This is a genomic window from Amycolatopsis sp. NBC_00438, from assembly GCF_036026695.1.
Classification (GTDB): Bacteria; Actinomycetota; Actinomycetes; order Mycobacteriales; family Pseudonocardiaceae; genus Amycolatopsis.
This window is the reverse complement of record NZ_CP107923.1, coordinates 8,466,743-8,485,531: the sequence shown is the minus strand read 5'-3', so window position 1 is coordinate 8,485,531 and position 18,789 is coordinate 8,466,743. Positions and strand designations below refer to the sequence as shown.

The window sequence follows — 18,789 nt, the reverse complement described above, 5'->3', positions numbered from 1 at the left end:
ACGGCTTTTCGGCGGCAGCCCGGACGCGGTGGATCGCATGCGACGAGTTGACCTCGAACCGGGTTGAGGTCGCAAGCTGTCCAGGTGACCCTCACCGCTCCTGTGACGCGCCGGGCCGGCCTGCTGGTGGCCGTGTTCCTGGGCAGTTTCATGGCCCTGCTCGACGTCAGCGTGGTGAGCGTCGCGCTGCCGACCATGCAGCGGACGCTGGGCACGAGCTTCAGCGGCCTGCAGTGGATCATCGACGGCTACACCGTGGCGCTCACCGCCGTGATCCTCTCCGGCGGCACGCTCGGCGACCGCTACGGCCGCAAGCTCGTCTACCTGTGCGGGCTGGCGCTGTTCACCGTCGCCTCGGTCGGCTGCGCGCTCGCGCCGACGCTCGAACTGCTGGTCGTCGCCCGGATCATCCAGGGCTTCGCCGCCTCCGCCGTGATCCCGGGTTCGGTCGCGTTGCTCGCGCACGCGTTCCCGGAGCCGGCCGCGCGGGCGCGGGTGATGGGCCTGTGGGGCACGGTCGCGGGCTGTGCGCTGGTGCTCGGCCCGCTGATCGGCGGCCCGCTGACGGACGCGTTCGGCTGGCCGTCGATCTTCCTGCTCAACGTGCCGATCGGGCTGGTCGCCGTCGTGCTGGGCCGCCGCGGGATCACCGAGTCCCGCGACCCGGCGCACGGCGCGCTCGACCTGACCGGGCAGGTGCTCGGCGCCCTGTGGATCGGCCTGCTGACGTACGCCGTGATCGAGGCCGGCCGGCTCGGGCTGAGCACGTCCGTGCTGGTCACCGGCGTTCTCGGGCTCGCCGCGCTGACGGCGTTCATCGTGGTCGAGCTGCGCGCGGAGCACCCGATGCTGCCGGTGCGGCTGTTCGCCCGGACGCGGTTCTCGGTGGCCATCTTCGCCGCGTGGAGCCTCGGGTTCGCGGCCTACCCGGCGGTCTTCCTGATCGGCGTCTACCTGCAGCAGGCCCGCGGCGCGACGGCGACCGAGGCGGGTGTCCAGATGCTGCCGTACGTGCTGGCGAACGTCGCCGCGGCCTTCGCCGCCGGCCGGCTTTCGGCGCGCTACGGCGCGGAGCGGCTCCTGCCGATCAGCTACTTCGTCGCGGCCGTCGGCTCCTTCGCGTTCCTGGTACTGGACGCGCGGAGCCCGTACTGGCTGGTGGCGATCGCGTTCGCGCTGGCCGGCGCCGGGGTCGGGCTGTCGGTGACGCCGTCGAACATCGTCGGGCTGGCCGGGCTGCCGGGCCACCGCAGCGGGATCGCGTCGGCGACGGTCAACGCCGCCCGCCAGACCGGCACCGCCCTCGGCGTCGCCGCGCTGGGCGCGCTGCTGGCCGGCGGCGCGACGCTGCCGAGCGGCCTGCACGCGGCGATGGGCGTGGCCGGCGTGGTGCTGCTCGCGGTGACCGTGCTCACCGCGGTGACCCTGCGCCGGGCCGGGTGAGCGGCGGCGGACTATCCTGCTGGGCGTGGAAGCACTGTTTACGACCTTGCTGGTGCTCGCCGGCGTCGCGATCACCTGGTTCGCCGTGTACGTCGTCTACCGGCTTTACGCGGACCAGCGCTGACCCATGACCGACAGCGGCGACGACGCCATCGCAGCAGCGGACATGCGCGCGCAGAGCACCCGCGCGCGCAACCTCCCGTTGTGGGACGACCTGCCCATCCCCAACGACACGGCCAACCTGCGCGAGGGGCCGGACCTCAACGAGGCCTGCCTCGCGCTGCTGCCGATGGTCGGTGTCTGGCGCGGTGAGGGCGAGGTCGACTACCCGACCATCGAAGGCCCCCGCAAGTTCGCGCAGCAGCTGACGATCGCGCACGACGGGCGGCCGTTCCTGATCCACGAGTCGCGGTCCTGGCTGCTCGACGACGAGGGCAACGTCATCCGCCCCGCCGCGCGCGAGTCCGGATTCTGGCGGCCGCAGGCGGACGACACGCTCGAGCTGCTGCTCACGCACAACACCGGGCTCGTCGAGCTGTACTACGGCAAGCCGCGCAACCAGACGTCCTGGGAGCTGGGCACCGACGCGGTGATCCGCACGGCCAGCGCGAAGGACGTCAAGGCCGCCCAGCGGCTGTACGGCCTGATCGAGGGCTCCCTCGGCTACGTCGAGGAGCGCGCGATGATGGGCCAGGAGCTGCAGCCGCACACCTCGGCCCTGCTGCACCGCGTGGTCGGCTGACGGCACCCGGCATGCGCTGGCGGCGGTGTGGCGAGGACGCCGCCCTGCTGGACTGCGATTCGCTCGACCAGATGCGGGCGGCGCACGCGACCGTGCTCGCCGCGCGCCCGGACGGCGTCACCGACCTCGTACCCGGCGCTCGCAGCCTGCTGGTCGTCGGCGGGGTCGCCGCGGTACGCGCGTTGCTGGACGGCGCCGACCTCACGCACCCGCCCGCCGACGACCCGCGCGAAGTGACCCTCGACGTCCACTACGACGGCGAGGACCTCGCCCTGGTGGCCCAGGACGCCGGCTGTTCCGCCGACGCCGTCGCCGACCTCCACACGGGCGCCGGCTACACGGTCGCGTTCACCGGCTTCGCGCCCGGTTTCGGCTACCTGACCGGACTTCCGGCCCCCCTGCGGCAGCCCCGGTTGGAGACACCCCGCACCCGCGTCCCGGCCGGCGCGGTCGGCCTGGCGGGCGAGTTCACCGGCGTCTACCCGCGCGAGTCCCCGGGCGGCTGGCGGCTGCTCGGGCACACGTCCACGCCGCTGTTCGACGCCCACGCCGACCCGCCCGCCCTGCTCGCACCGGGCGACCGGGTGCGGTTCCGGAGCGTCCGGTGAGGTCCCTGGAAGTCGTCTCGCCGGGCCCCCACGCGCTGATCGAAGACCTCGGCCGGCCGGGTTACGCGCACCTCGGCGTGGCGCCGTCGGGCGCTCTCGATGCGGCCTCCCTGCGGCTGGCGAACCGGCTCGCCGGCAACCCTGAAGGCTTCGCCGGCGTCGAAGCCCTGCTGGGCGGCCTTTCGGTGCGCTTCACGACGTCGGCGACGGTCGCGGTGACCGGCCCGCCGGTCGCGGTCGACGTCGACGGCCGTTCCGTCGGCTCCCACACGCCGGTGGCGGTGCGGGCCGGACAGACGCTTGCCGTGGGCACCCCCGCGGTGGGATTGCGCTGCTACCTGGCGGTGTCCGGCGGGATCGACGTCGAGGAGGTGCTGGGCAGCCGTTCGCGGGACGTCCTGTCGGGCATCGGCCCCTCGCCGCTCAGCGCCGGTGACGTCCTCCCGCTCGGCGTGGCGCGCGGAGTCCCGGCGGGCGCGGACGTCGTCGTCCCGGCCGCGGCGCCGCCGGACCTGGTCGTCCCGGTGACTCCGGGCCCCCGCGACGATTGGCTGGCGTCCCCGGCCGCGGGCCTGTCGGCGTGGTGGACGGTGACGTCGGAGTCGAACCGCGTCGGCCTGCGTCTCGACGGCACGCCGCTGCGCCGGGCCGAGGAGTTCGCCGAGACGGAACTGCCGAGCGAAGGCGTCGTCACGGGCGCGATCCAGGTGCCGCCGAGCGGCCTCCCGGTGGTGTTCCTGGCCGACCACCCGACCACCGGCGGCTACCCCGTGGCCGCAGTGGTCCGGACCGCCGCGCTGGGCGCGCTCGCCCAGGCCCGGCCCGGTACTCGGGTGCGCTTCCGGGTGACGTGAAAGGTCTGTACCGCCACGCGGGTGAGACCCGGATCACGCCGTGCACCCGTCCGGGTAAGGGCTGGAACCATGTCGCGGCGCCGCCCGTCCTGATAGCTGTGGAACAGGTGACGATCAGCGGTGGCACGGGTTTCCTGGACGTGAACAGGCGTGCGCGGGCGGAGCTGCCCCAGGCGTTGCGGATCGCGCTCGCCACCGGGCAGCTGCGGCGTCCGCTGGCCACCACGCTCGGCCCGGTGCTCGACCTGCTCGTCGACGGCGACTACCGCGTCAGCGGCCCGGAACGCGTGCCGGACGACCAGGACCTCACCCCCACCGACACCTGGCCGCCGTCCGACGAGGCGCGGGTCGGCTACTACCGGACCGCGATCCGCACCGGGCACCGGCCGGTCGCCGTGGTCCTGGCCGACGCCGAACGCGAGCTGATCCTCGACGGCCACCACAAGATCGCCGCCTACCGGGCCGAAGAGATCGCCCCGGCGGTCGTGCGGATCACTCAGGCGTACTCGGCCTCGTAAGCCGCCACCAGTTCCGCGTACACCGCCGACGAGTCCGGCAGCGGCGCGCCGTCCAGCGTGCGCACCCGCGTCAGCTTGCGGACCGACGAAGCCATGAACACGCCGTCGCCCGCCACGAGGTCGGCCACGCGCAGCGGCTCGACCTTGACCGACCAGCCGGCCTTCTCGGCGCCGCGGAACAGCGCGGCCTGGGTCGTGCCCGGCAGGATGCCGACGCTCGAGGGCGGGGTGAAGAGCGTCCGCCCCTTCGCCAGCACCACGGTCGACGTCGGGCCTTCGAACACCGAGCCGTCGGCGGCGGTGAAAATCACATCTTCGGCGCCGCGGCGGCGCGCTTCGCGCAGCGCGGCCATGTTCATGGCGTACGACAACGGCTTCGCGCCGAGCAGCAGCCACGGCGCGCGCTCGGCGAGGTCCGGCGGGAAGCCGCGTTCCAGGGTGATCGCGGCGACCCCCTCGGCACGCGCTTTCAGGATCGACGGCGCGACCTCCGAACCCAGTGCGAAGCCGGTCGGTACCGCGTCGGGATCACCGTCGGAACCCCTGGTGTACACCAGTTTCAGCGCCATTTCGGCACTGCCGCTCCACTGTTCGAGCACGAGCGAAACCACCCGCTCCCAGGCCGCGAGATCGGGCTCCGGCAGGTCGAGCATGGCCGCCGACCGCGCCAGCCGGTCGAGGTGCGGCCGCAGCTCCCGGGGCTTGCCGTCGACCACGAGGATCGTCTCGAAGACGCCGTCGCCGCGGGTCAATCCGAGGTCGTCCACCTTGATCTGGGCGGTGTCCGGGTCGGCCAGGGTTCCGTCGAGGAAGACGAGCACGCGCATGCCGACACGGTACTCACCTAGGCTGGGCGGTATGCCGTACCGCTCGCCGCTGCTGGACGTGCCCGGATCCATCCCCCCGCCTGACGACCACCCCGAAGCCGGCGTCCCCTGGCACTGGGGAGACCCCTTCGCGGAGCAGCGCACCGCTTCGCGCGGCGTCGTCGTGATCGATCGGTCACACCGCGAGGTCTTGGCCGTGTCCGGCGAAGAGCGGCTCACCTGGCTGCACCTGGTGATCTCACAGCACGTGACCGAGCTCGCCGAAGGCTCCGGCACCGAAGCGCTGGTGCTCGACAGCCAGGGCCGGGTCGAGACGCACATGGTGGTCGCGCACCTCGACGGCACCGTGTACCTCGACAGCGACCCGGACACGAGCGTCACCAGCGCACTGCCGAAGGGCGGCCCCCAGACGCTGCGCGAGTACCTCGAAGCCATGAAGTTCTGGTCCAAGGTGGACATCCGCGACGCGACCGACGAGCTGGCCCTGCTCACCGTGCTCGGCCCGGACAGCGAGCGCGTACTGAGCGCGGTCGGCGCCGAGGTCGGGCCGGAGCCGTACGCCGTCGCGGCGCTGCCCGGTGGCGGCTTCGCGCGGCGGATGCCGTGGCCCGGCCGGTTCAGCGTCGATCTCGCGGTACCGCGCGCCGAGCTCGCAAGCTGGTGGAAACGGCTCACCGACGCCGGCGCCCGGGCGGCCGGGAGCTGGGTGTTCGACGCGCTGCGCGTCGAGTCGCTGCGGCCGCGGCTGGGCGTCGACACCGACGATCGCACGATCCCGCACGAAGTGGGCTGGGTCGGCTCGGCCGCACACGTCGCGAAGGGCTGCTACCGCGGTCAGGAGACGGTGTCGAAGGTGCACAACGTCGGCCGGCCGCCGCGCAACCTGCTGCTGCTCCACCTGGACGGTTCACCCGAGATCCGCCCGGAGCCCGGCGACCCGGTGCTGCTCGACGGCCGCAAGGTCGGCCGCGTCGGCACGGTGATCCAGCACCACGAGCTCGGCCCGATCGCGCTGGCCCTGGTCAAGCGGTCGACGCCGGTGGACGCGGAGCTGCTGGCCGGCTCCGAAGACCACCCCGACGAGCTCGTCCAAGCGGCGATCGACCCCGACTCCGTGCCGTCGGAACAGCCGGCGCCCGGACGGGCCGCGGCGGCGCAACTTCGTGGCTGATCAAAAACCCCTGACAGCAGGATCACGCCCAACCGGGATAAACTGCGCTGTGATCGAAGTGCGGCCGGGCGGCAGGCGGCGGATCGACCGCGTGCTCGGCCCGGGATACCTCAGCGGCTTGGGTGACCTGCCGCTGAAGGTGCTCCGCGAGCGGCGCGACGAAGCCGCCCAAGAAGAGACCGATCTGTCCTACTTGCGCCGGTTGCTGCACGCCCGGATCGACATCGTCCGCGCCGAGCAGACCCGGCGCAGCTCCGGCGGCGAGTCCAGCATCGTCGACCAGCTGGCGACGATCCTCGCCGACAACGCGCTGGGCCCGGCCGCGGGTTCCGGACGCCACCAGCAGCTCGAACCGTCGCGCGCCGGCGAGCACCGGCGTCACGCCGAGGCGCTGATCGGCGACACCGACCTGACCGACGTCGGCTCCCTGACCGACGACAAGCTCGCCTCCGCTTTGGACACTTACGCCCGCGAAGAGCTTTCGGTGTCGTCGTTCCGGCGCGAGGTCCAAAACGTCATGGACACCCTCAACGCGGAAATCGCGCAGCGGTACCAGCAGGGTTCGGCCACTGTGGACGAGCTGCTCGAGAGTGAAGGCGGGCACGAGGCTCAGTGACCAACCCCGTCCTGGCCGAAGTCGTCCGCTCCGATTTTGTCGAAAGCGTCCACCGCGGCGCCCTCGTGGTCACCGGCCCGGAAGGCGACGTCCGGCTGGCGCTGGGCGACGTCACCTCGCCGGTGTTCCCGCGTTCGTCGAACAAGCCGTTGCAGGCCGTCGGCATGCTGCGGTCCGGACTGGACTTCACCGGGGAGGACCTGGCGCTGACCTGCGCGTCCCATTCCGGGGAGCCCAGTCACGTCAAGCGTGTGCTGGAGCTGCTGCAGGCGGCGGGCCTGACCGAGGACGACCTCGCGTGCCCGGCCGACTTCCCGCTGCACGTGCCGAGCATGCGCGACGCCGCCGAGCCGCGGCGCGTGATGATGAACTGCTCCGGCAAGCACACCGGCATGCTCACCACCTGCGTCCGCGCCGGCTGGCCGACCGCGGGGTACGAGGCGCCGGACCACCCGCTGCAACAGGCGATCGCGGCCGCCGTCGCCGATCTGACCGGCGAGCCGATCGCGCACACCGGCATCGACGGCTGCGGCGCGCCGCTCTTCGCGTTCTCCCTGACCGGGCTGGCCCGCGCGTTCGGCCGGGTCGGCAGCGCTTCCGGCGGTCCGGAAGCGACAGTGGCCGAGGCGATGCGCGCGAACCCGTGGCTGGTCGCCGGCACCGGGCGTGAGGACACCGAGCTCATGTCCGCCGTGGACGGTCTCGTCGCGAAGGGCGGGGCTGAGGGCGTCCAGGCGTTCTCGCTGCCGGACGGCTTCGCGGTGGCACTGAAGATCGACGACGGCGCGAAGCGGGCTTGCGCGCCGCTGGCCGTCGAAGCCCTGCGGTTCCTCGGTGTGGACGTCTCCGACCTCGGCGAGCTCGCGCACGGCTCGGTGCTCGGCGGCGGCCGCCCGGTCGGCGAGATCCGGGTGCCGGAGCTGCGCGCCTAGTTGGCGCGTTCCCGCGAGGCCAGGTCGCCCCAGAACTCCCGCAGGTCGGAGAACAGTTCGGCGAGCTCCTCGACGTTGCCCGAGCGCAGCGCGTCCAGGATGTCGTGCACCTCGTCGGCGGTCGTGTCGGCTTCGAGGATGGGATCCGCGAACAGCTGCACGAGCCCGCCGTAGTCGAGCTCGACGATCGAGTCCGCGTGGAAGTTGTCGAGCCAGCGCCGCGTCTCGAACAGCACCCGGCCGGGACCGGAGTCGCCGAAGGTCTGTTCCAGCAGGTCACCGGCCTCGCGCGCCCGGTGCTGGGCGTCGGCGAGGGTGGTCCGCCAGGACATTTCGCGCTTCGGGTCGTCGCGGCCGGTGCCGAGCACGAGCTTGCGCTCCTCCGGGTCGACCAGCACGAACCACGGCAGCGGGACGGTCCAGGTGGTCGACAGCGTGTGCGCGGCGGACGTGCTGAGGTCCGACAGCGCGGACTTCGTGCGGGCGCGGATCGTGTCCTGGGTGAAGCCGCCTTCGTCGAGGACGACGTTCTTCAGCGCCGGGTGCGCGTCACCGAGGAAGGTCACCAGCGCGGCAGCCGAGCGGGCGCGCAGCTCCAGCGGGCAGACGAACGGGCCGTGCACCCGCTGGGCGGCCGGCACGTCGGCCGGGTCGAGCACCAGGACGTCGGTCTGCAGGCTGGGCGCGGCCTTGCCGTTGGCGAGCTCGGCGGGCAGCAACCGGCGCGGCGCGGCGACCTGTGACTTGAGCCACATGGCCTGCTCGCGGGGGCCCGCGTCGGTCCGCCCCAGCGTGGCCGCCGCGACGGCCGCGCGCAGCCGATCGTCCGGCGGCTCGCCCAGGGCGAGCAGGGGTTCGTACACCCGCAGATAGGCCACGAAGGGACGGAGCACGAGTAGATCGTGGCACGCCGACCTGCGCCGATCGTCACCGACCGGCCGGTAACCGGTGTCCGGCGGACACTGTCACCCCCGGCACACCGTGCCACGTCGCATCGAACCCCCCGGACACGGTACGGTGTGGGCAGGAAAGAATTGTCGAGACGATGCGGGGCCGCCGATTCCCCCGGCCGCCCCGCCCCTGTGCGAGGGGGTCGAGCCATGGGGCGCGGCCGGGCTAAGGCCAAGCAGACGAAGGTGGCGCGTGAGCTCAAGTACAGCTCGCACGAAACCGACTTCGATGCTTTGCAGCGCGAGCTGTCGACTGGTTCCTCTAGTGGTCACTATGAGGAGCCCGATAGCAATGATCAAGATCCGTACGACGACGGGTACGACGAGTACCGTCGTTGAGCACGCGTAACCGCGCGAGGGCATAGCCGGGCACAACCTGGCGACCGCCCTCGCGCGCTGTGTGCTGCCCAAGATCTGGGCTACGAGGCGGACAAAGGAGCAAGCCGGTGGTAAGTCGGGTCGGAGTCGTCGGGGCGGGACTGATGGGTTCCGGCATCGCCGAGGTGCACGCCCGGTCCGGGTTGGACGTCGTGGTCACCGAGGTGAACCAGCCGGCGCTCGACGCGGGCAAGGCGCGGATCGAGAAGTCGCTCCAGCGCGGCGTCAAGAACGGAAAGCTGTCCCCCGAGGACGCCGATGAGGCCCGCGGCCGCCTCCGTTTCACCACGGACATCGCCGAGTTCGCCGACCGCGAACTGGTCATCGAAGCGATCCTCGAGCAAGAGCAGGCGAAGGTCGACGTCTTCCGCCAGCTCGACAAGATCGTCGAGGCGGAGGACGCGCTGTTCGCGTCCAACACCTCGTCCATTCCGATCATGAAGCTGGGCATGGCGACGAACCGCCCCCAGCAGGTGGTCGGCATCCACTTCTTCAACCCGGTGCCGGTGCTGCCGCTGGTGGAGCTGGTGCCCTCGCTGCTGACGAGCGAGGAGACCGCCCGCCGCGCGGAGGAGCACGCGACGACGGCCCTGGGCAAGACGGTCATCCGGTCCCAGGACCGCGCCGGGTTCATCGTGAACTCCCTGCTGGTCCCGTACCTGCTGTCGGCGATCCGCATGATCGAGTCTGGCTTCGCCTCGGCGGAGGACATCGACCGCGGCATGGAGCTGGGCACCGCCCACCCGATGGGCCCGCTGCGGCTGTCGGACCTGATCGGCCTGGACACGATCAAGGCCATCGCGGACTCGATGTACGCGGAGTTCAAGGAGCCGCTGTACTCGTCCCCGCCGCTGCTGCTGCGCATGGTGGACGCGGGCCTGCTGGGCAAGAAGACCGGCCGCGGCTTCTACTCCTACGGCTGAGCGACCTTCGTCGCCGCACGATCCACTTTCGGTGGTCCGTGCGGCGACTTTGTCGTCTTGGGCCGGACGGCCGGGCTCGCTTGACTGTCAGGCATGCCTGATCTGAGCCGCCGTGCCGCCCTCGCCGCTTCCGCCGCTTCCGCCGCCGGCGTCGTCGCGCCCGCTTTCGCGGGTGTTTCGCCCGCGGACGCCACCACGCAACGGCGTCACGCAGTGACCACTTTCGTCTTCGCCGCGGGCGCCAACGGTGTCTCGGCCGCCCCGGACGAGCTGGTCCTGCGCGGCCACCGCGGGGTCGGCGTCGATCAGCCGGGACAGCAGTTCCGGCTCTCCTATCAGGCGCCCCAGGACCTGGCGGCGTTCGCGACGGAGCCGTCGGCGCTGGCCGGCGTCACGGTCGCCGACCAGGTGGCGGCCACCGTCGAGGTCGTCCGCCGCGCGGCGGCACACGGCCCGGTGATCCTGGTCGGCGCGAGCATCGGCGGTGCGGCGATCAGCCTGGTCGCGGACGCGGTGCCGGACCTGATCGACCTGCTCGTCTACGACGCGGCGTTCTGCTGCGCCACCCTCGCGACCCCGGACGAGTACATGGCCACCCCGGAGGCGGCCGACACCCGCGTGGGCGATCTGCTCGGGTTCGCCGCGGCCGACCCGTCGGTGATCGGCGCCGTCCGGTTCAACTGGCGCACGGCGGACCGCGCGCTGCTCGCGAAGGCCAAGGAGGCGTTCGTCGCCGAGGGCACGGACGCCGAGTTCTACGCCTTCCTCAACACGATGGCGCCCGACGACCTCCTCGGCAAGGGAGCCACCCCGGCCCGTGGCGACCGCGACCGGTGGGGCCGGGTGCCCCGCGTCTACGTCCGGCACCTGCGGGACCGGATCATCCCGCTCGCCCTCCAGGACCGCATGATCCGCGAGGCCGACGCCGCCACGCCGGGAAACCGCTTTCACGTGGTCGACCTGGACACGAGCCACGTCCCGGACGCGCCGAAGATGGCCGAGCTGGTCGACATCTACGACGGGTTGACGCGCTCCTGATCGAAGCTCACCGGCGCGTCGAAGGCCGCCCGCCGCGACGCGCGACGCAGGACGGCCAGGACCGCCGGCCCCAGCACGAGGATCGCGACGGCGTTGGTGATCGCGCGGCCGGTGTCCCAGCCGAGCGTCGAGGTCAGGACGGTGAAGACGGCGAACCGGTGCAGGTTGTCCAGCACCGGCGCGCCGGGCACGTAACCGAGGCCCGCGGTGGCACCGCCGAGCGACGAGCCGGCGAGGAACGGCCACGACCACAGGCTCATCAGCAGCCCGAAGAGGTACGCCGCGAAGACGCCGTACACCACGAGCAGGGCGATTTCCGCCTTCCCGCGGCCGGGCGGCAGCAGCCCGGCCCCGAGCCCGATGAGCGACGAGGCGAGCATCTGGAACGGCAACCACGGCCCGACGCCCGCGGTCAGCAGCGCCGAGGTGAACAGCGACGTCGAGCCGAGAACGAAACCGAACCCGGGCCCGAACACCCGCCCGGCGAGCACGAGCAGGAAGAACACCAGCTCGATCCCCCCGGTCCCGGCCCCGAGCGGCCGCAGCCCGGCGTTCACCGCGGACAGGACACCGAGCAGCGCCAGCGCTTTCGCATCGATTCCACCGCGCGACAGCTCGGCCAGCACGACGAGGATCAGCACGGGCAGGGTCGCCATGAAGACGAACGGCGCATCGGCGGTGTGCGCGGACGCGCTCGGCGCGGGGTGCGCGAAGAGCGGCCAGCAGAACATGACAAGGCCGAGCACCGCCGCGACGGTGAGCACCAGCGCGGGACGCGGGCGGAGACGGATGACCCGGGGCGGCGGGTCGAGGAAACCGGTCACGTCAGCACCTCGCCGGAAGTCGCGCGGGACCGCGCCCGCCTACGGGCACCGGCCCGCGAACCGAACGGCGGTGCGAAGGTGCGCGATGCAGCTCCCGGCGCACTCACGCACGGCGCCGGGTCGACGCACGGCCACTCGCACGAAGTCGCGCGGGACCGCGCCCACCCACCGACACCGGCTCGCGAATCGACCGGCGAGGCGGAGGTGCGCGAAGCGGCTCCCGGCGCGTTCAGGCACCACGCGGGGTCGACGCGCGACCACTCGCACGAACTTGCGCGAGACCGCGCCCACCCGCCGACACCGGCTCGCGAGCCGACCAGCGGCGCGAAGCTGCGCGAGGGCGCAGCAGGCGAGCGACGTCGAGTGGCGGTCGTCATGACAGGGCTTCCGCTACTTCGTCCACCGTCAGCCACTCCTGCGGTGCCAGCACCTTCGCCACCTGCGGCGCGAACGCCGGGGACGCGACGATGACATCCTTCGTCGGGCCGTCCGCCACCACCTCGCCCTCCGCCATGACCACCACCCGGTGGGCCACCGACGCCACGAACTCGACGTCGTGGGTGGCCAGCACTATCGCGTGGCCCTGCGAGGCCAGCTCTCGCAGGATCGCCGCGAAGCGCCGTTTGGCGTGGTAGTCGAGGCCGCGCGTCGGCTCGTCGAGCAGGACCACCGGGGGTGCCGCCGCCAGCTGGACGGCCAGCACCAACGCCAGTCGCTGCCCTTCGGACAGGTCGCCGGGGTGCGCTTCACCGGCGATCGCGGGGGCCAGGCGGTCCAGCAGTGACCTCGCCGTGCCTGCCGCAGCCCCGGATTCGGTGTCGGCCTGTGCGCACTCGGCGTCGACCGAATCGAGGTACAGCAGATCGGCGGGTGACTGCGGGACCAGCCCCACACGCTGACGGGCCGCTCTCGGCTTGAGCGACGCAGGATCCACACCGCCGACGTCGACCTTCCCCGCCAACCTCGGCCCGCTGCCCTGCACCGCCCAGAGAAGCGACGACTTGCCGGAGCCGTTGCGTCCCATCAGCGTGACGATTTCCCCCGGCCCGACGCGCAGGTCCACCCCACGCACCGCCAGGACATCTCCGTAGCGGACCACCACCCCTCTCACATCCAGTGCTCGACCGGTCACCGAGAGGGTACGACCCACCACCGACAATTCCTGAAGCCGCGAGCGCAGCGGCCCCGCGACCCGCCGCGCGTCCCGCACCGACAGCGGCAACGGCGACCAGCCCGCGAGCCGCCCCAGCTCGACGATCGGGGGCGCGATCTCCGCCGTCGCGAGGATCTCCGACGGCGGCCCGGACCGCACCGAGCCGTCGCCCGGCAGGTACAACAGCCGGTCGGCGTACTGCACGACGCGTTCCATCCGGTGCTCCGCGACGACCACCGTGGTCCCGAGGTCGTGCACCAGCCGCGTGATCGCCGCGAGCACCTCCTCGGCCGCCGTCGGGTCCAGCGCGGACGTCGGTTCGTCGAGCACCAGGACGCGCGGGTGCGCCGTCAGGACCGAGCCGATCGCGACGCGCTGCTGCTGCCCGCCCGACAGTGTCCGAAGTGGACGGTGGCGCAGCTCCGCGATACCCAGCAGGTCCAGGGTTTCCTCGACGCGCTTGCGCATGACGTCCGGCGCCACCGCGAGCTGCTCCATCGCGTACGCCAGCTCCTCCTCGACGGTGTCGGTCACGAACCCCGCGAGGGGATCCTGCCCGACGACGCCGACCACCGCGGCCAGCTCGCGCGGTGGGTGCGAGGAAGTGTCCAAGCCGTCGACCAGCACCCGCCCGGCCAGCCGGCCGCCGGTGAAGTGCGGGACGAGACCGTTGATCGCACCGAGGAAAGTCGACTTGCCGACGCCGGTCGGCCCGGCGACCAGGCACAGCTCGCCCTCCTCGACCAGCAGCGAGACGTCGGACAGCACCGGCGCGAGAGCGTCCGGGTAGGTCACCGTGACCTGCGAAAACTCGATCACCGGACCACCTCCGACAACGACGGGGGACGGGGTGCGGCAAACGCGGGCAGCACCCCGATGAGCAGGGGCACCGCGTGCCACAGCGACACCTCGGGCCAGCGAAGCGGGCTCAGCGACGGGTACAGGTTCCCCGGGTCGACCCGTGAGGAAAACAACAGCAGCGCGCACGCCCCGACCCCGGACGCGACGACCAGCGTCTCCGGCCACCGCCACCGATCCGGCCGGTAGGCCGTCCGCCGGATCCGCCGCCCGCCCAGCACGAACCCGGCCGCGGCCACGGCCAGGCCCAGGGCCAGCAGCGGCACGCCCAGCCACGACGACGTCCCGTCGAGCACGCCGTAGACGCCGACGCACACGCCCACCAGCCCGCCGAGCACGCAGCCGGCGATCGCCGCGCGCACGCCGGCGCTCAGGTACGCGCGCCGCCCGTAGCCGCGCGAGTCCATCGCCGCCGCCAGCAGCAGCGAGCGGTTCATCGCGTCCTCCAGCACCGGCACCACGATGCCCTTGACCGCCCGCAGCCCGCGAGTCCGCCCCGCTCGCAGCCGCCGAGCCCGCCGCACGCGCTGGACGCTCTCGACCAGCTGCGGCGCCACCGTGAGCGCCACCGTCACGGCCGTGCCGACCTCGTACAACGCCCCCGGCACGGCCTTGAGCAGGCGTTTCGGGTTGGCCAACGCGTTCGCCGCGCCGACGCAGAGCACCATCGTCGCCAGCCGGAGGCCGTCGTAGAAGCCGCCGAGCAGCTCCTCCGCCGACGTCGAGCCGAGCAGCGACACCCCGGCCGCGAACGCCGGCAGCGGAATCGTCGGCAGGGTGAACAGGATGTGCCCGCCGTCCTCGCCGCCGATCAGGATCCGGAACAGCACCCGCGTCGCGACGATCACCGCGCCGACGTACGCGTACAGCCGGAACGCCAGCGCCCAGGGCGCGTCACTCCGCCGGTTCGCGACGACGAAGCCGATGATCGCGATGAGCAGGCCCAGCAGCAGCGGGTTCGTGGTCCGGCTGGCCGCGACGGCCAGCGCGAGCGCCCACGCCCACCACGCGCCGGGGTGCAGGGCCCTGCCGGTCACGTCCGACGACGTCGTGCGGCGACCCAAGCCGCGCCACCGATCAGCAGGATCGCCGCGATGGCGATGACCAGCCCCCACGGGAACGAGCTGCCCTCGGCCGCGGGCGCCGGGGCCGGGGTCGAGCCGGCCTGGCGGACCGGCGCCACGCGCGGCGGCGCCGGCAGGTCGTTGGCCGTCTTCGGCCGCGCGAACGCCCAGCCCTCGAACCCGCCGGCCGCCGGCTTCGACGTCTGGGCGCCTTCCTGGCTCGACTCCCACGTACCACCGGCCGCGGGGGCGTGCCAGTAGCTCCAGTACGCCGTCGCCGACGGCATGCCCGCGCAGGACTCGACGTCCGGGCCGGGTTTGCCGTCGATCCGGCAGGCGACGGCGAGGCCGTACTTCTGCGAACCCGCGACGTCGATCCCGGCGCCCTGCAGCGCCGCGATGCCGGACGCGGGCGTGCCGGGAGCGCAGCGGATCAGCGGCTGCGGACCCAGGTCGCCGAAGTCGACGACCACCGTCACGCCGCCGCCGGCCGGGCAGGTGCCGTCCGCGCCCGTCGCCGACGCGGGCGCGGCCCCGGCGAAGCAGGTGGCCAGGAGCAGGAGACAGACCGCGGCGATGCGGGACGGCAGGGTGATCATGCAGGCACTTTAACCAGGACGACCGCCGTCGCAGGTGCGGTTCCGGCGCGACGCCGACCACACCTAGACTGCGGCCCGTGGGACAGCTCATCGCGGAGGGACAGCTGCGGGTCGGCCTCGTCGGCGCCGGTCCGTGGGCGACGACGATTCACGCGCCCGGCCTGGCGGATCACCCCGGCACGGCGCTGACCGCGGTCTGGGCCCGGCGCCCAGAGGCGGCGCAAGCGCTTGCGGACACCCACTGCGCGACCGCCGCCGAGAGCATCGAAGACCTGTTCGCGCAGGTGGACGCGGTCGCGTTCGCCGTCCCGCCGTCGATCCAGGCCGAGCTGGGCGTCCGTGCGGCCGAGGCCGGGAAGCACCTGATCCTCGAGAAGCCGATCGCCGCCGACCTGGCCGGCGCGCAGCGGCTGGCCGACGCCGTCGCGGCCGCCGACGTCGCCGCGCTCGTCATGCTGACCCTGCGGTACTCGGCACAGACCCAGGAGTGGCTCGCCGACCTCGCCCAGGCGGGCGGCTGGGCCGGCGGCGGCGCGCGCTGGCTGTCCGGCGCCCTGCTCGGCGGCCAGTACGCGGCCTCGGAGTGGCGCCAGGACGACGGCGGCGCGCTGTTCGACATCGGCCCGCACGCCCTCGACCTGCTGGACGCCGCGCTCGGGCCGATCACCGACGTCGTCGCCGCGCGGCGGAGCCCCGGCGACCTGTGGCACCTGATGCTGGCCCACGAGAACAGCGTGATCAGCACCGCCACGCTGTCCCTGCGGCTGCCCGTGCAGCCGACCGTCGTCGAGGTCGCCGTCTGGGGCGATCACGGCTACCGGACGCTCGGCCGCAAGCCCGGTTCGGCGTCGGAGTCCTATACGGCGATGCTGGACGACTTCGCGGCGATGATCGCCAGCGGCACCACGGCCCACCCCTGCGACGTCCGCCGCGGCCTGCACCTGCAGGGCCTGATCGAGCGCGCTCGCGAGCTGGCCGGCGAAAAGTAGTACACAGGCACCCTCTGAGAGTTTCCGTTGTGAAATAAGGGGTTTCGAAAGTATCCCCCGATTCATCCACAGGGTTGTCCACAGCATCCACTGTGGACAGTGCGCCTCCCGACCGAACCACGGAAAGTTCCGTCGCGCCACCGGAAAGATCACCGATTAGTGCGCCTCCCTCAGCGTGCCGAGACGATCTTGTGATGCGAAGGTGATCTTGGGAGGGCCGTTTCCAGCGCACAGACGATCTTTGGGTGCTCAAGGAGGGAGGCGCATGGAAACCCTGCTGCGCGCCTTCTGGGGGATGATTCCGGTTTCGGCCATCGCGCTGCCGTACGCGCTGCTCGGGTGGCCCTTGCTCGCGGCGCGACGACGGCGAAGACTTCCGCCCCGCTACGCGAGCGCCACCGCCGGCGTCGACAGCGCCGCCGTCCTGGTCGGTTTTCTGGTGTTGTGCCTGGTCACGATGCCGGTCGGCGGGTCCGGCCAGAGCACGCTCGACCTCGTACCGGGCGCCGACATCACCGCCGCGTTCGGCGACGACGGCTCGCTCTGGCAGGTGATCGGCAACGTCCTGCTGCTCTGCCCGCTCGGCGCGCTGCTCCCGTTGCGGCTGCCTGGCCTGCGCGCGCTCGTGCGGATCGCACTGGCCGCTCTGCTCGTCTCCGTGCTGGTGGAAGGTACGCAATATCTGATCCACACCGGCCGGGTGACCTCCACCGACGACGTCCTGCTCAACACCACCGGCGCGATCCTCGGCGCCGCGTTGAGCAGGCGCGTTTGGCGCTCGCTGGATCCGCCGCCGCCACCACCGCCGGTGGTCATCCCGACGCAGCAGCGCCGCACGGTCTGCGAAGCCCCGACCCTCACCATGCGGGTCCCGCGGTCGGTCTGGGACGCGCGGTACGCGGCCATCGCCCACCCCGACCGGCAGTAACCGGCTTGCGGGCCGTGCCACACTGGCCTGGAACAGCCCTTTCGACTCGAGGAATGAACGCCTATGCCTGGCGCCGTCTCCGGCGTCGGCCTCCGCTAGGCCCGACGCCCAGCGATCCACCGCACTGAGCTGCGGTTCCTTGACGTGCTCTCGAAAGGGCTTCCACCAGCAATGTCCGCCATTCAGACGTATGTCCGCAAGACGGCGCCCCGCGGCCGGGCGACCGAACAGGTCGGGCCGTTCCTGGCCACCTACTCACCGGACAACGACCACCCGATGCTCAACTACGCGATCCCGGACGACGGCGCGCGGCCGTCGGCGGCCGAGATCGACGCGCTGACCGGCGCGTACCGGCGGCGGGGCCTGCTCCCGCGGCTGGAGTACTTCACCGACGTCGCCCCCGGCCTGGAGAAACTCCTGGTCGAGGCCGGCTATCAGCTCGAACGGCGGGTGCCGTTGATGACGTGCGCCCCCGCCGAACTGGTCGACCGGCCGGTCCCGGCGGGGATCCGGCTGCGCGCGCCGGAGTCCGGCGAGGACATCCGGGGCCTGCGGTCGGCGCAGAACACGGCGTTCGGTGAGTCACCGGAGGTCTCCGACGCGGAGGTCGAGCGGCTGCGGTCCGGGATCGAGGCCGGGGTGCGGCACCTCCTGGCGGAGGACGCCACCACCGGCGCGGTCATCGGCGGCGGGCTCACGCTCGCGATCGTCGACGGCACCACCGAGGTCGTCGGCGTCGCCGTGCTCGAGCCGTACCGCGGCCGCGGGATCGCCGCGGCGATCACCGCCCGGCTCACCCGCGAAGCACACGAGTCCGGCGCGCACACGGCGTTCCTCACCCCCGGTGACCTGGGGATCGGGAACGTCTACGCCCGGGTCGGCTACCGGCCGGCCGGGGAGTGCGTGCACCTCTCGCTGAGCTAGGCGCTAGTCGTTCAAGCGGCCGGAGCGGCCTCGTTTGACGTCGCTCCGGCGCTTCTTCGACGCCAGGCGGCGTTCCTTCGAACCTCGGGACGGCTTCGTGGGACGCCGCTTGGCGGGCGGCGGGGCCGACGCGTCGCGCAGCAGGTTGGCCAGGCGGCCGCGCGCGGCCTCGCGGTTCTGCAGCTGGGAGCGGTGTTCGCTGGCGGCGATCGTCAGGACGCCGTCGACCAGCCGGCCCTCGAGCCCGGCCAGGACGCGGTCCCGCAGGTGCTCCGGGATGGACGGCGACGCGGCGACGTCGAACGACAGCTCGACCCGCGAATCCGTGGTGTTCACACCCTGGCCGCCCGGGCCGGACGACCGCGAAAAGCGCTCGTTCAGCTCGGCTCCCGGGATCGTGAACCGGGAGCCGATCACCACGTCTCCGGCTGCCATGTCATCAGTGTGACA

Annotated in this window: 21 protein-coding genes; 14 read left to right on the top strand and 7 right to left on the bottom strand. The window is 72.6% G+C overall.

Annotated elements, in window-relative coordinates:
• Positions 1-84: 84 nt before the first annotated feature.
• The 5 genes from OG494_RS38815 to OG494_RS38795 all read left to right on the top strand — a co-directional run bounded on the left by OG494_RS38815 (position 85) and on the right by OG494_RS38795 (position 4,165).
• Positions 85-1,443, top strand: a complete 1,359-nt coding sequence (locus OG494_RS38815) for a DHA2 family efflux MFS transporter permease subunit (protein ID WP_328447321.1) — start codon at positions 85-87, stop codon at positions 1,441-1,443.
• A gap of 127 nt (positions 1,444-1,570) precedes the next feature.
• A complete protein-coding gene (locus OG494_RS38810; protein ID WP_328447319.1) occupies positions 1,571-2,185 on the top strand; it encodes an FABP family protein in 615 nt (204 codons plus the stop codon).
• A gap of 11 nt (positions 2,186-2,196) precedes the next feature.
• Positions 2,197-2,793 carry a 5-oxoprolinase subunit B family protein gene (locus OG494_RS38805; RefSeq protein WP_328447318.1) on the top strand — a complete coding sequence of 199 codons (597 nt, stop codon included), beginning with the start codon at positions 2,197-2,199 and terminating at the stop codon, positions 2,791-2,793.
• Positions 2,790-3,647 (top strand): biotin-dependent carboxyltransferase family protein, encoded by an 858-nt coding sequence (locus OG494_RS38800; protein ID WP_328447317.1) that lies wholly within the window; start codon positions 2,790-2,792, stop codon positions 3,645-3,647. The genes OG494_RS38805 and OG494_RS38800 overlap by 4 nt, the downstream gene beginning before the upstream one ends.
• A 98-nt stretch (positions 3,648-3,745) precedes the next feature.
• The gene (locus OG494_RS38795) at positions 3,746-4,165 is read left to right on the top strand and encodes a hypothetical protein (protein ID WP_328459157.1); all 420 of its coding nucleotides are present in this window, start codon (positions 3,746-3,748) and stop codon (positions 4,163-4,165) included.
• On the opposite strand, the gene OG494_RS38790 is transcribed toward OG494_RS38795, so the two are convergent.
• Positions 4,144-4,992 carry an aminodeoxychorismate lyase gene (locus tag OG494_RS38790; RefSeq protein ID WP_328447315.1) on the bottom strand — a complete coding sequence of 283 codons (849 nt, stop codon included), beginning with the start codon at positions 4,990-4,992 and terminating at the stop codon, positions 4,144-4,146. The two genes, OG494_RS38795 and OG494_RS38790, sit on opposite strands and share 22 nt — an antisense overlap.
• A gap of 31 nt (positions 4,993-5,023) precedes the next feature.
• Between OG494_RS38790 and ygfZ the strand changes: the two genes are divergently transcribed.
• Genes ygfZ through OG494_RS38775 form a run of 3 tightly spaced genes read left to right on the top strand, consistent with a single transcriptional unit; the run spans position 5,024 to position 7,711 of the window.
• Positions 5,024-6,163, top strand: coding sequence for a CAF17-like 4Fe-4S cluster assembly/insertion protein YgfZ (gene ygfZ / locus OG494_RS38785; RefSeq protein ID WP_328447313.1), 1,140 nt, complete (start codon positions 5,024-5,026; stop codon positions 6,161-6,163).
• A 49-nt stretch (positions 6,164-6,212) separates the two neighbouring features.
• On the top strand, positions 6,213-6,779 hold the full coding sequence (locus tag OG494_RS38780) for an RsiG family protein (protein ID WP_328447311.1): 567 nt from the start codon (positions 6,213-6,215) through the stop codon (positions 6,777-6,779).
• Complete coding sequence (locus tag OG494_RS38775) at positions 6,776-7,711, top strand: asparaginase (RefSeq protein ID WP_328447309.1); 936 nt, start codon at positions 6,776-6,778, stop codon at positions 7,709-7,711. Before OG494_RS38780 ends, OG494_RS38775 begins: the two co-directional genes overlap by 4 nt.
• Here OG494_RS38775 and OG494_RS38770 read toward each other — a convergent pair.
• Positions 7,708-8,604, bottom strand: a complete 897-nt coding sequence (locus OG494_RS38770) for a hypothetical protein (RefSeq protein WP_328447308.1) — start codon at positions 8,602-8,604, stop codon at positions 7,708-7,710. The genes OG494_RS38775 and OG494_RS38770 overlap by 4 nt on opposite strands.
• Positions 8,605-8,811: 207 nt before the next feature.
• Here OG494_RS38770 and OG494_RS38765 point away from each other — a divergent pair, with 207 nt between their 5' ends.
• From OG494_RS38765 to OG494_RS38755, 3 genes are all read left to right on the top strand, one after another.
• The gene (locus OG494_RS38765) at positions 8,812-9,000 is read left to right on the top strand and encodes a DUF3073 domain-containing protein (protein ID WP_247059144.1); all 189 of its coding nucleotides are present in this window, start codon (positions 8,812-8,814) and stop codon (positions 8,998-9,000) included.
• 107 nt (positions 9,001-9,107) lie between these two features.
• Positions 9,108-9,962: a 3-hydroxybutyryl-CoA dehydrogenase gene (locus OG494_RS38760; RefSeq protein ID WP_328447306.1), complete on the top strand. Its 855-nt coding sequence runs from the start codon at positions 9,108-9,110 to the stop codon at positions 9,960-9,962.
• A gap of 93 nt (positions 9,963-10,055) precedes the next feature.
• The gene (locus tag OG494_RS38755) at positions 10,056-11,000 is read left to right on the top strand and encodes an alpha/beta hydrolase (RefSeq protein WP_328447305.1); all 945 of its coding nucleotides are present in this window, start codon (positions 10,056-10,058) and stop codon (positions 10,998-11,000) included.
• On the opposite strand, the gene OG494_RS38750 is transcribed toward OG494_RS38755, so the two are convergent.
• The 4 genes from OG494_RS38750 to OG494_RS38735 all read right to left on the bottom strand — a co-directional run bounded on the left by OG494_RS38750 (position 10,976) and on the right by OG494_RS38735 (position 15,498).
• Entirely contained in the window at positions 10,976-11,824 is an 849-nt protein-coding gene (locus OG494_RS38750) for an ECF transporter S component (protein ID WP_328447304.1), read from the bottom strand. The two genes, OG494_RS38755 and OG494_RS38750, sit on opposite strands and share 25 nt — an antisense overlap.
• Before the next feature lie 373 nt (positions 11,825-12,197).
• Positions 12,198-13,796 (bottom strand): ABC transporter ATP-binding protein, encoded by a 1,599-nt coding sequence (locus OG494_RS38745; protein ID WP_328447302.1) that lies wholly within the window; start codon positions 13,794-13,796, stop codon positions 12,198-12,200.
• A complete protein-coding gene (locus OG494_RS38740) occupies positions 13,793-14,872 on the bottom strand; it encodes a CbiQ family ECF transporter T component (RefSeq protein ID WP_328447300.1) in 1,080 nt (359 codons plus the stop codon). Before OG494_RS38740 ends, OG494_RS38745 begins: the two co-directional genes overlap by 4 nt.
• Positions 14,869-15,498: a hypothetical protein gene (locus OG494_RS38735; RefSeq protein ID WP_328447298.1), complete on the bottom strand. Its 630-nt coding sequence runs from the start codon at positions 15,496-15,498 to the stop codon at positions 14,869-14,871. Before OG494_RS38735 ends, OG494_RS38740 begins: the two co-directional genes overlap by 4 nt.
• A 77-nt stretch (positions 15,499-15,575) precedes the next feature.
• On the opposite strand from OG494_RS38735, the gene OG494_RS38730 reads away from it, so the two are divergent.
• From OG494_RS38730 to OG494_RS38720, 3 genes are all read left to right on the top strand, one after another.
• Entirely contained in the window at positions 15,576-16,487 is a 912-nt protein-coding gene (locus OG494_RS38730; protein ID WP_328447296.1) for a Gfo/Idh/MocA family protein, read from the top strand.
• Between the two features lie 265 nt (positions 16,488-16,752).
• Entirely contained in the window at positions 16,753-17,415 is a 663-nt protein-coding gene (locus OG494_RS38725; RefSeq protein ID WP_328447294.1) for a VanZ family protein, read from the top strand.
• Positions 17,416-17,586: 171 nt separating this feature from the next.
• Positions 17,587-18,339 (top strand): GNAT family N-acetyltransferase, encoded by a 753-nt coding sequence (locus tag OG494_RS38720; protein WP_328447292.1) that lies wholly within the window; start codon positions 17,587-17,589, stop codon positions 18,337-18,339.
• A gap of 3 nt (positions 18,340-18,342) precedes the next feature.
• Here OG494_RS38720 and arfB read toward each other — a convergent pair whose 3' ends face one another.
• A complete protein-coding gene (gene arfB, locus OG494_RS38715; protein WP_247059164.1) occupies positions 18,343-18,774 on the bottom strand; it encodes an alternative ribosome rescue aminoacyl-tRNA hydrolase ArfB in 432 nt (143 codons plus the stop codon).
• Positions 18,775-18,789 lie beyond the last annotated feature (15 nt).

Coding starts and splice junctions, on each gene's coding strand:
- OG494_RS38810 (WP_328447319.1), top strand. CDS start 1,571: ATGACCGACAGCGGCGACGACGCCATCGCAGCAGCGGACATGCGCGCG.
- OG494_RS38765 (WP_247059144.1), top strand. CDS start 8,812: ATGGGGCGCGGCCGGGCTAAGGCCAAGCAGACGAAGGTGGCGCGTGAG.
- OG494_RS38755 (WP_328447305.1), top strand. CDS start 10,056: ATGCCTGATCTGAGCCGCCGTGCCGCCCTCGCCGCTTCCGCCGCTTCC.
- OG494_RS38735 (WP_328447298.1), bottom strand. CDS start 15,498: ATGATCACCCTGCCGTCCCGCATCGCCGCGGTCTGTCTCCTGCTCCTG.
- OG494_RS38790 (WP_328447315.1), bottom strand. CDS start 4,992: ATGCGCGTGCTCGTCTTCCTCGACGGAACCCTGGCCGACCCGGACACC.
- ygfZ (WP_328447313.1), top strand. CDS start 5,024: ATGCCGTACCGCTCGCCGCTGCTGGACGTGCCCGGATCCATCCCCCCG.
- OG494_RS38720 (WP_328447292.1), top strand. CDS start 17,587: ATGTCCGCCATTCAGACGTATGTCCGCAAGACGGCGCCCCGCGGCCGG.
- OG494_RS38805 (WP_328447318.1), top strand. CDS start 2,197: ATGCGCTGGCGGCGGTGTGGCGAGGACGCCGCCCTGCTGGACTGCGAT.
- arfB (WP_247059164.1), bottom strand. CDS start 18,774: ATGGCAGCCGGAGACGTGGTGATCGGCTCCCGGTTCACGATCCCGGGA.
- OG494_RS38725 (WP_328447294.1), top strand. CDS start 16,753: ATGGAAACCCTGCTGCGCGCCTTCTGGGGGATGATTCCGGTTTCGGCC.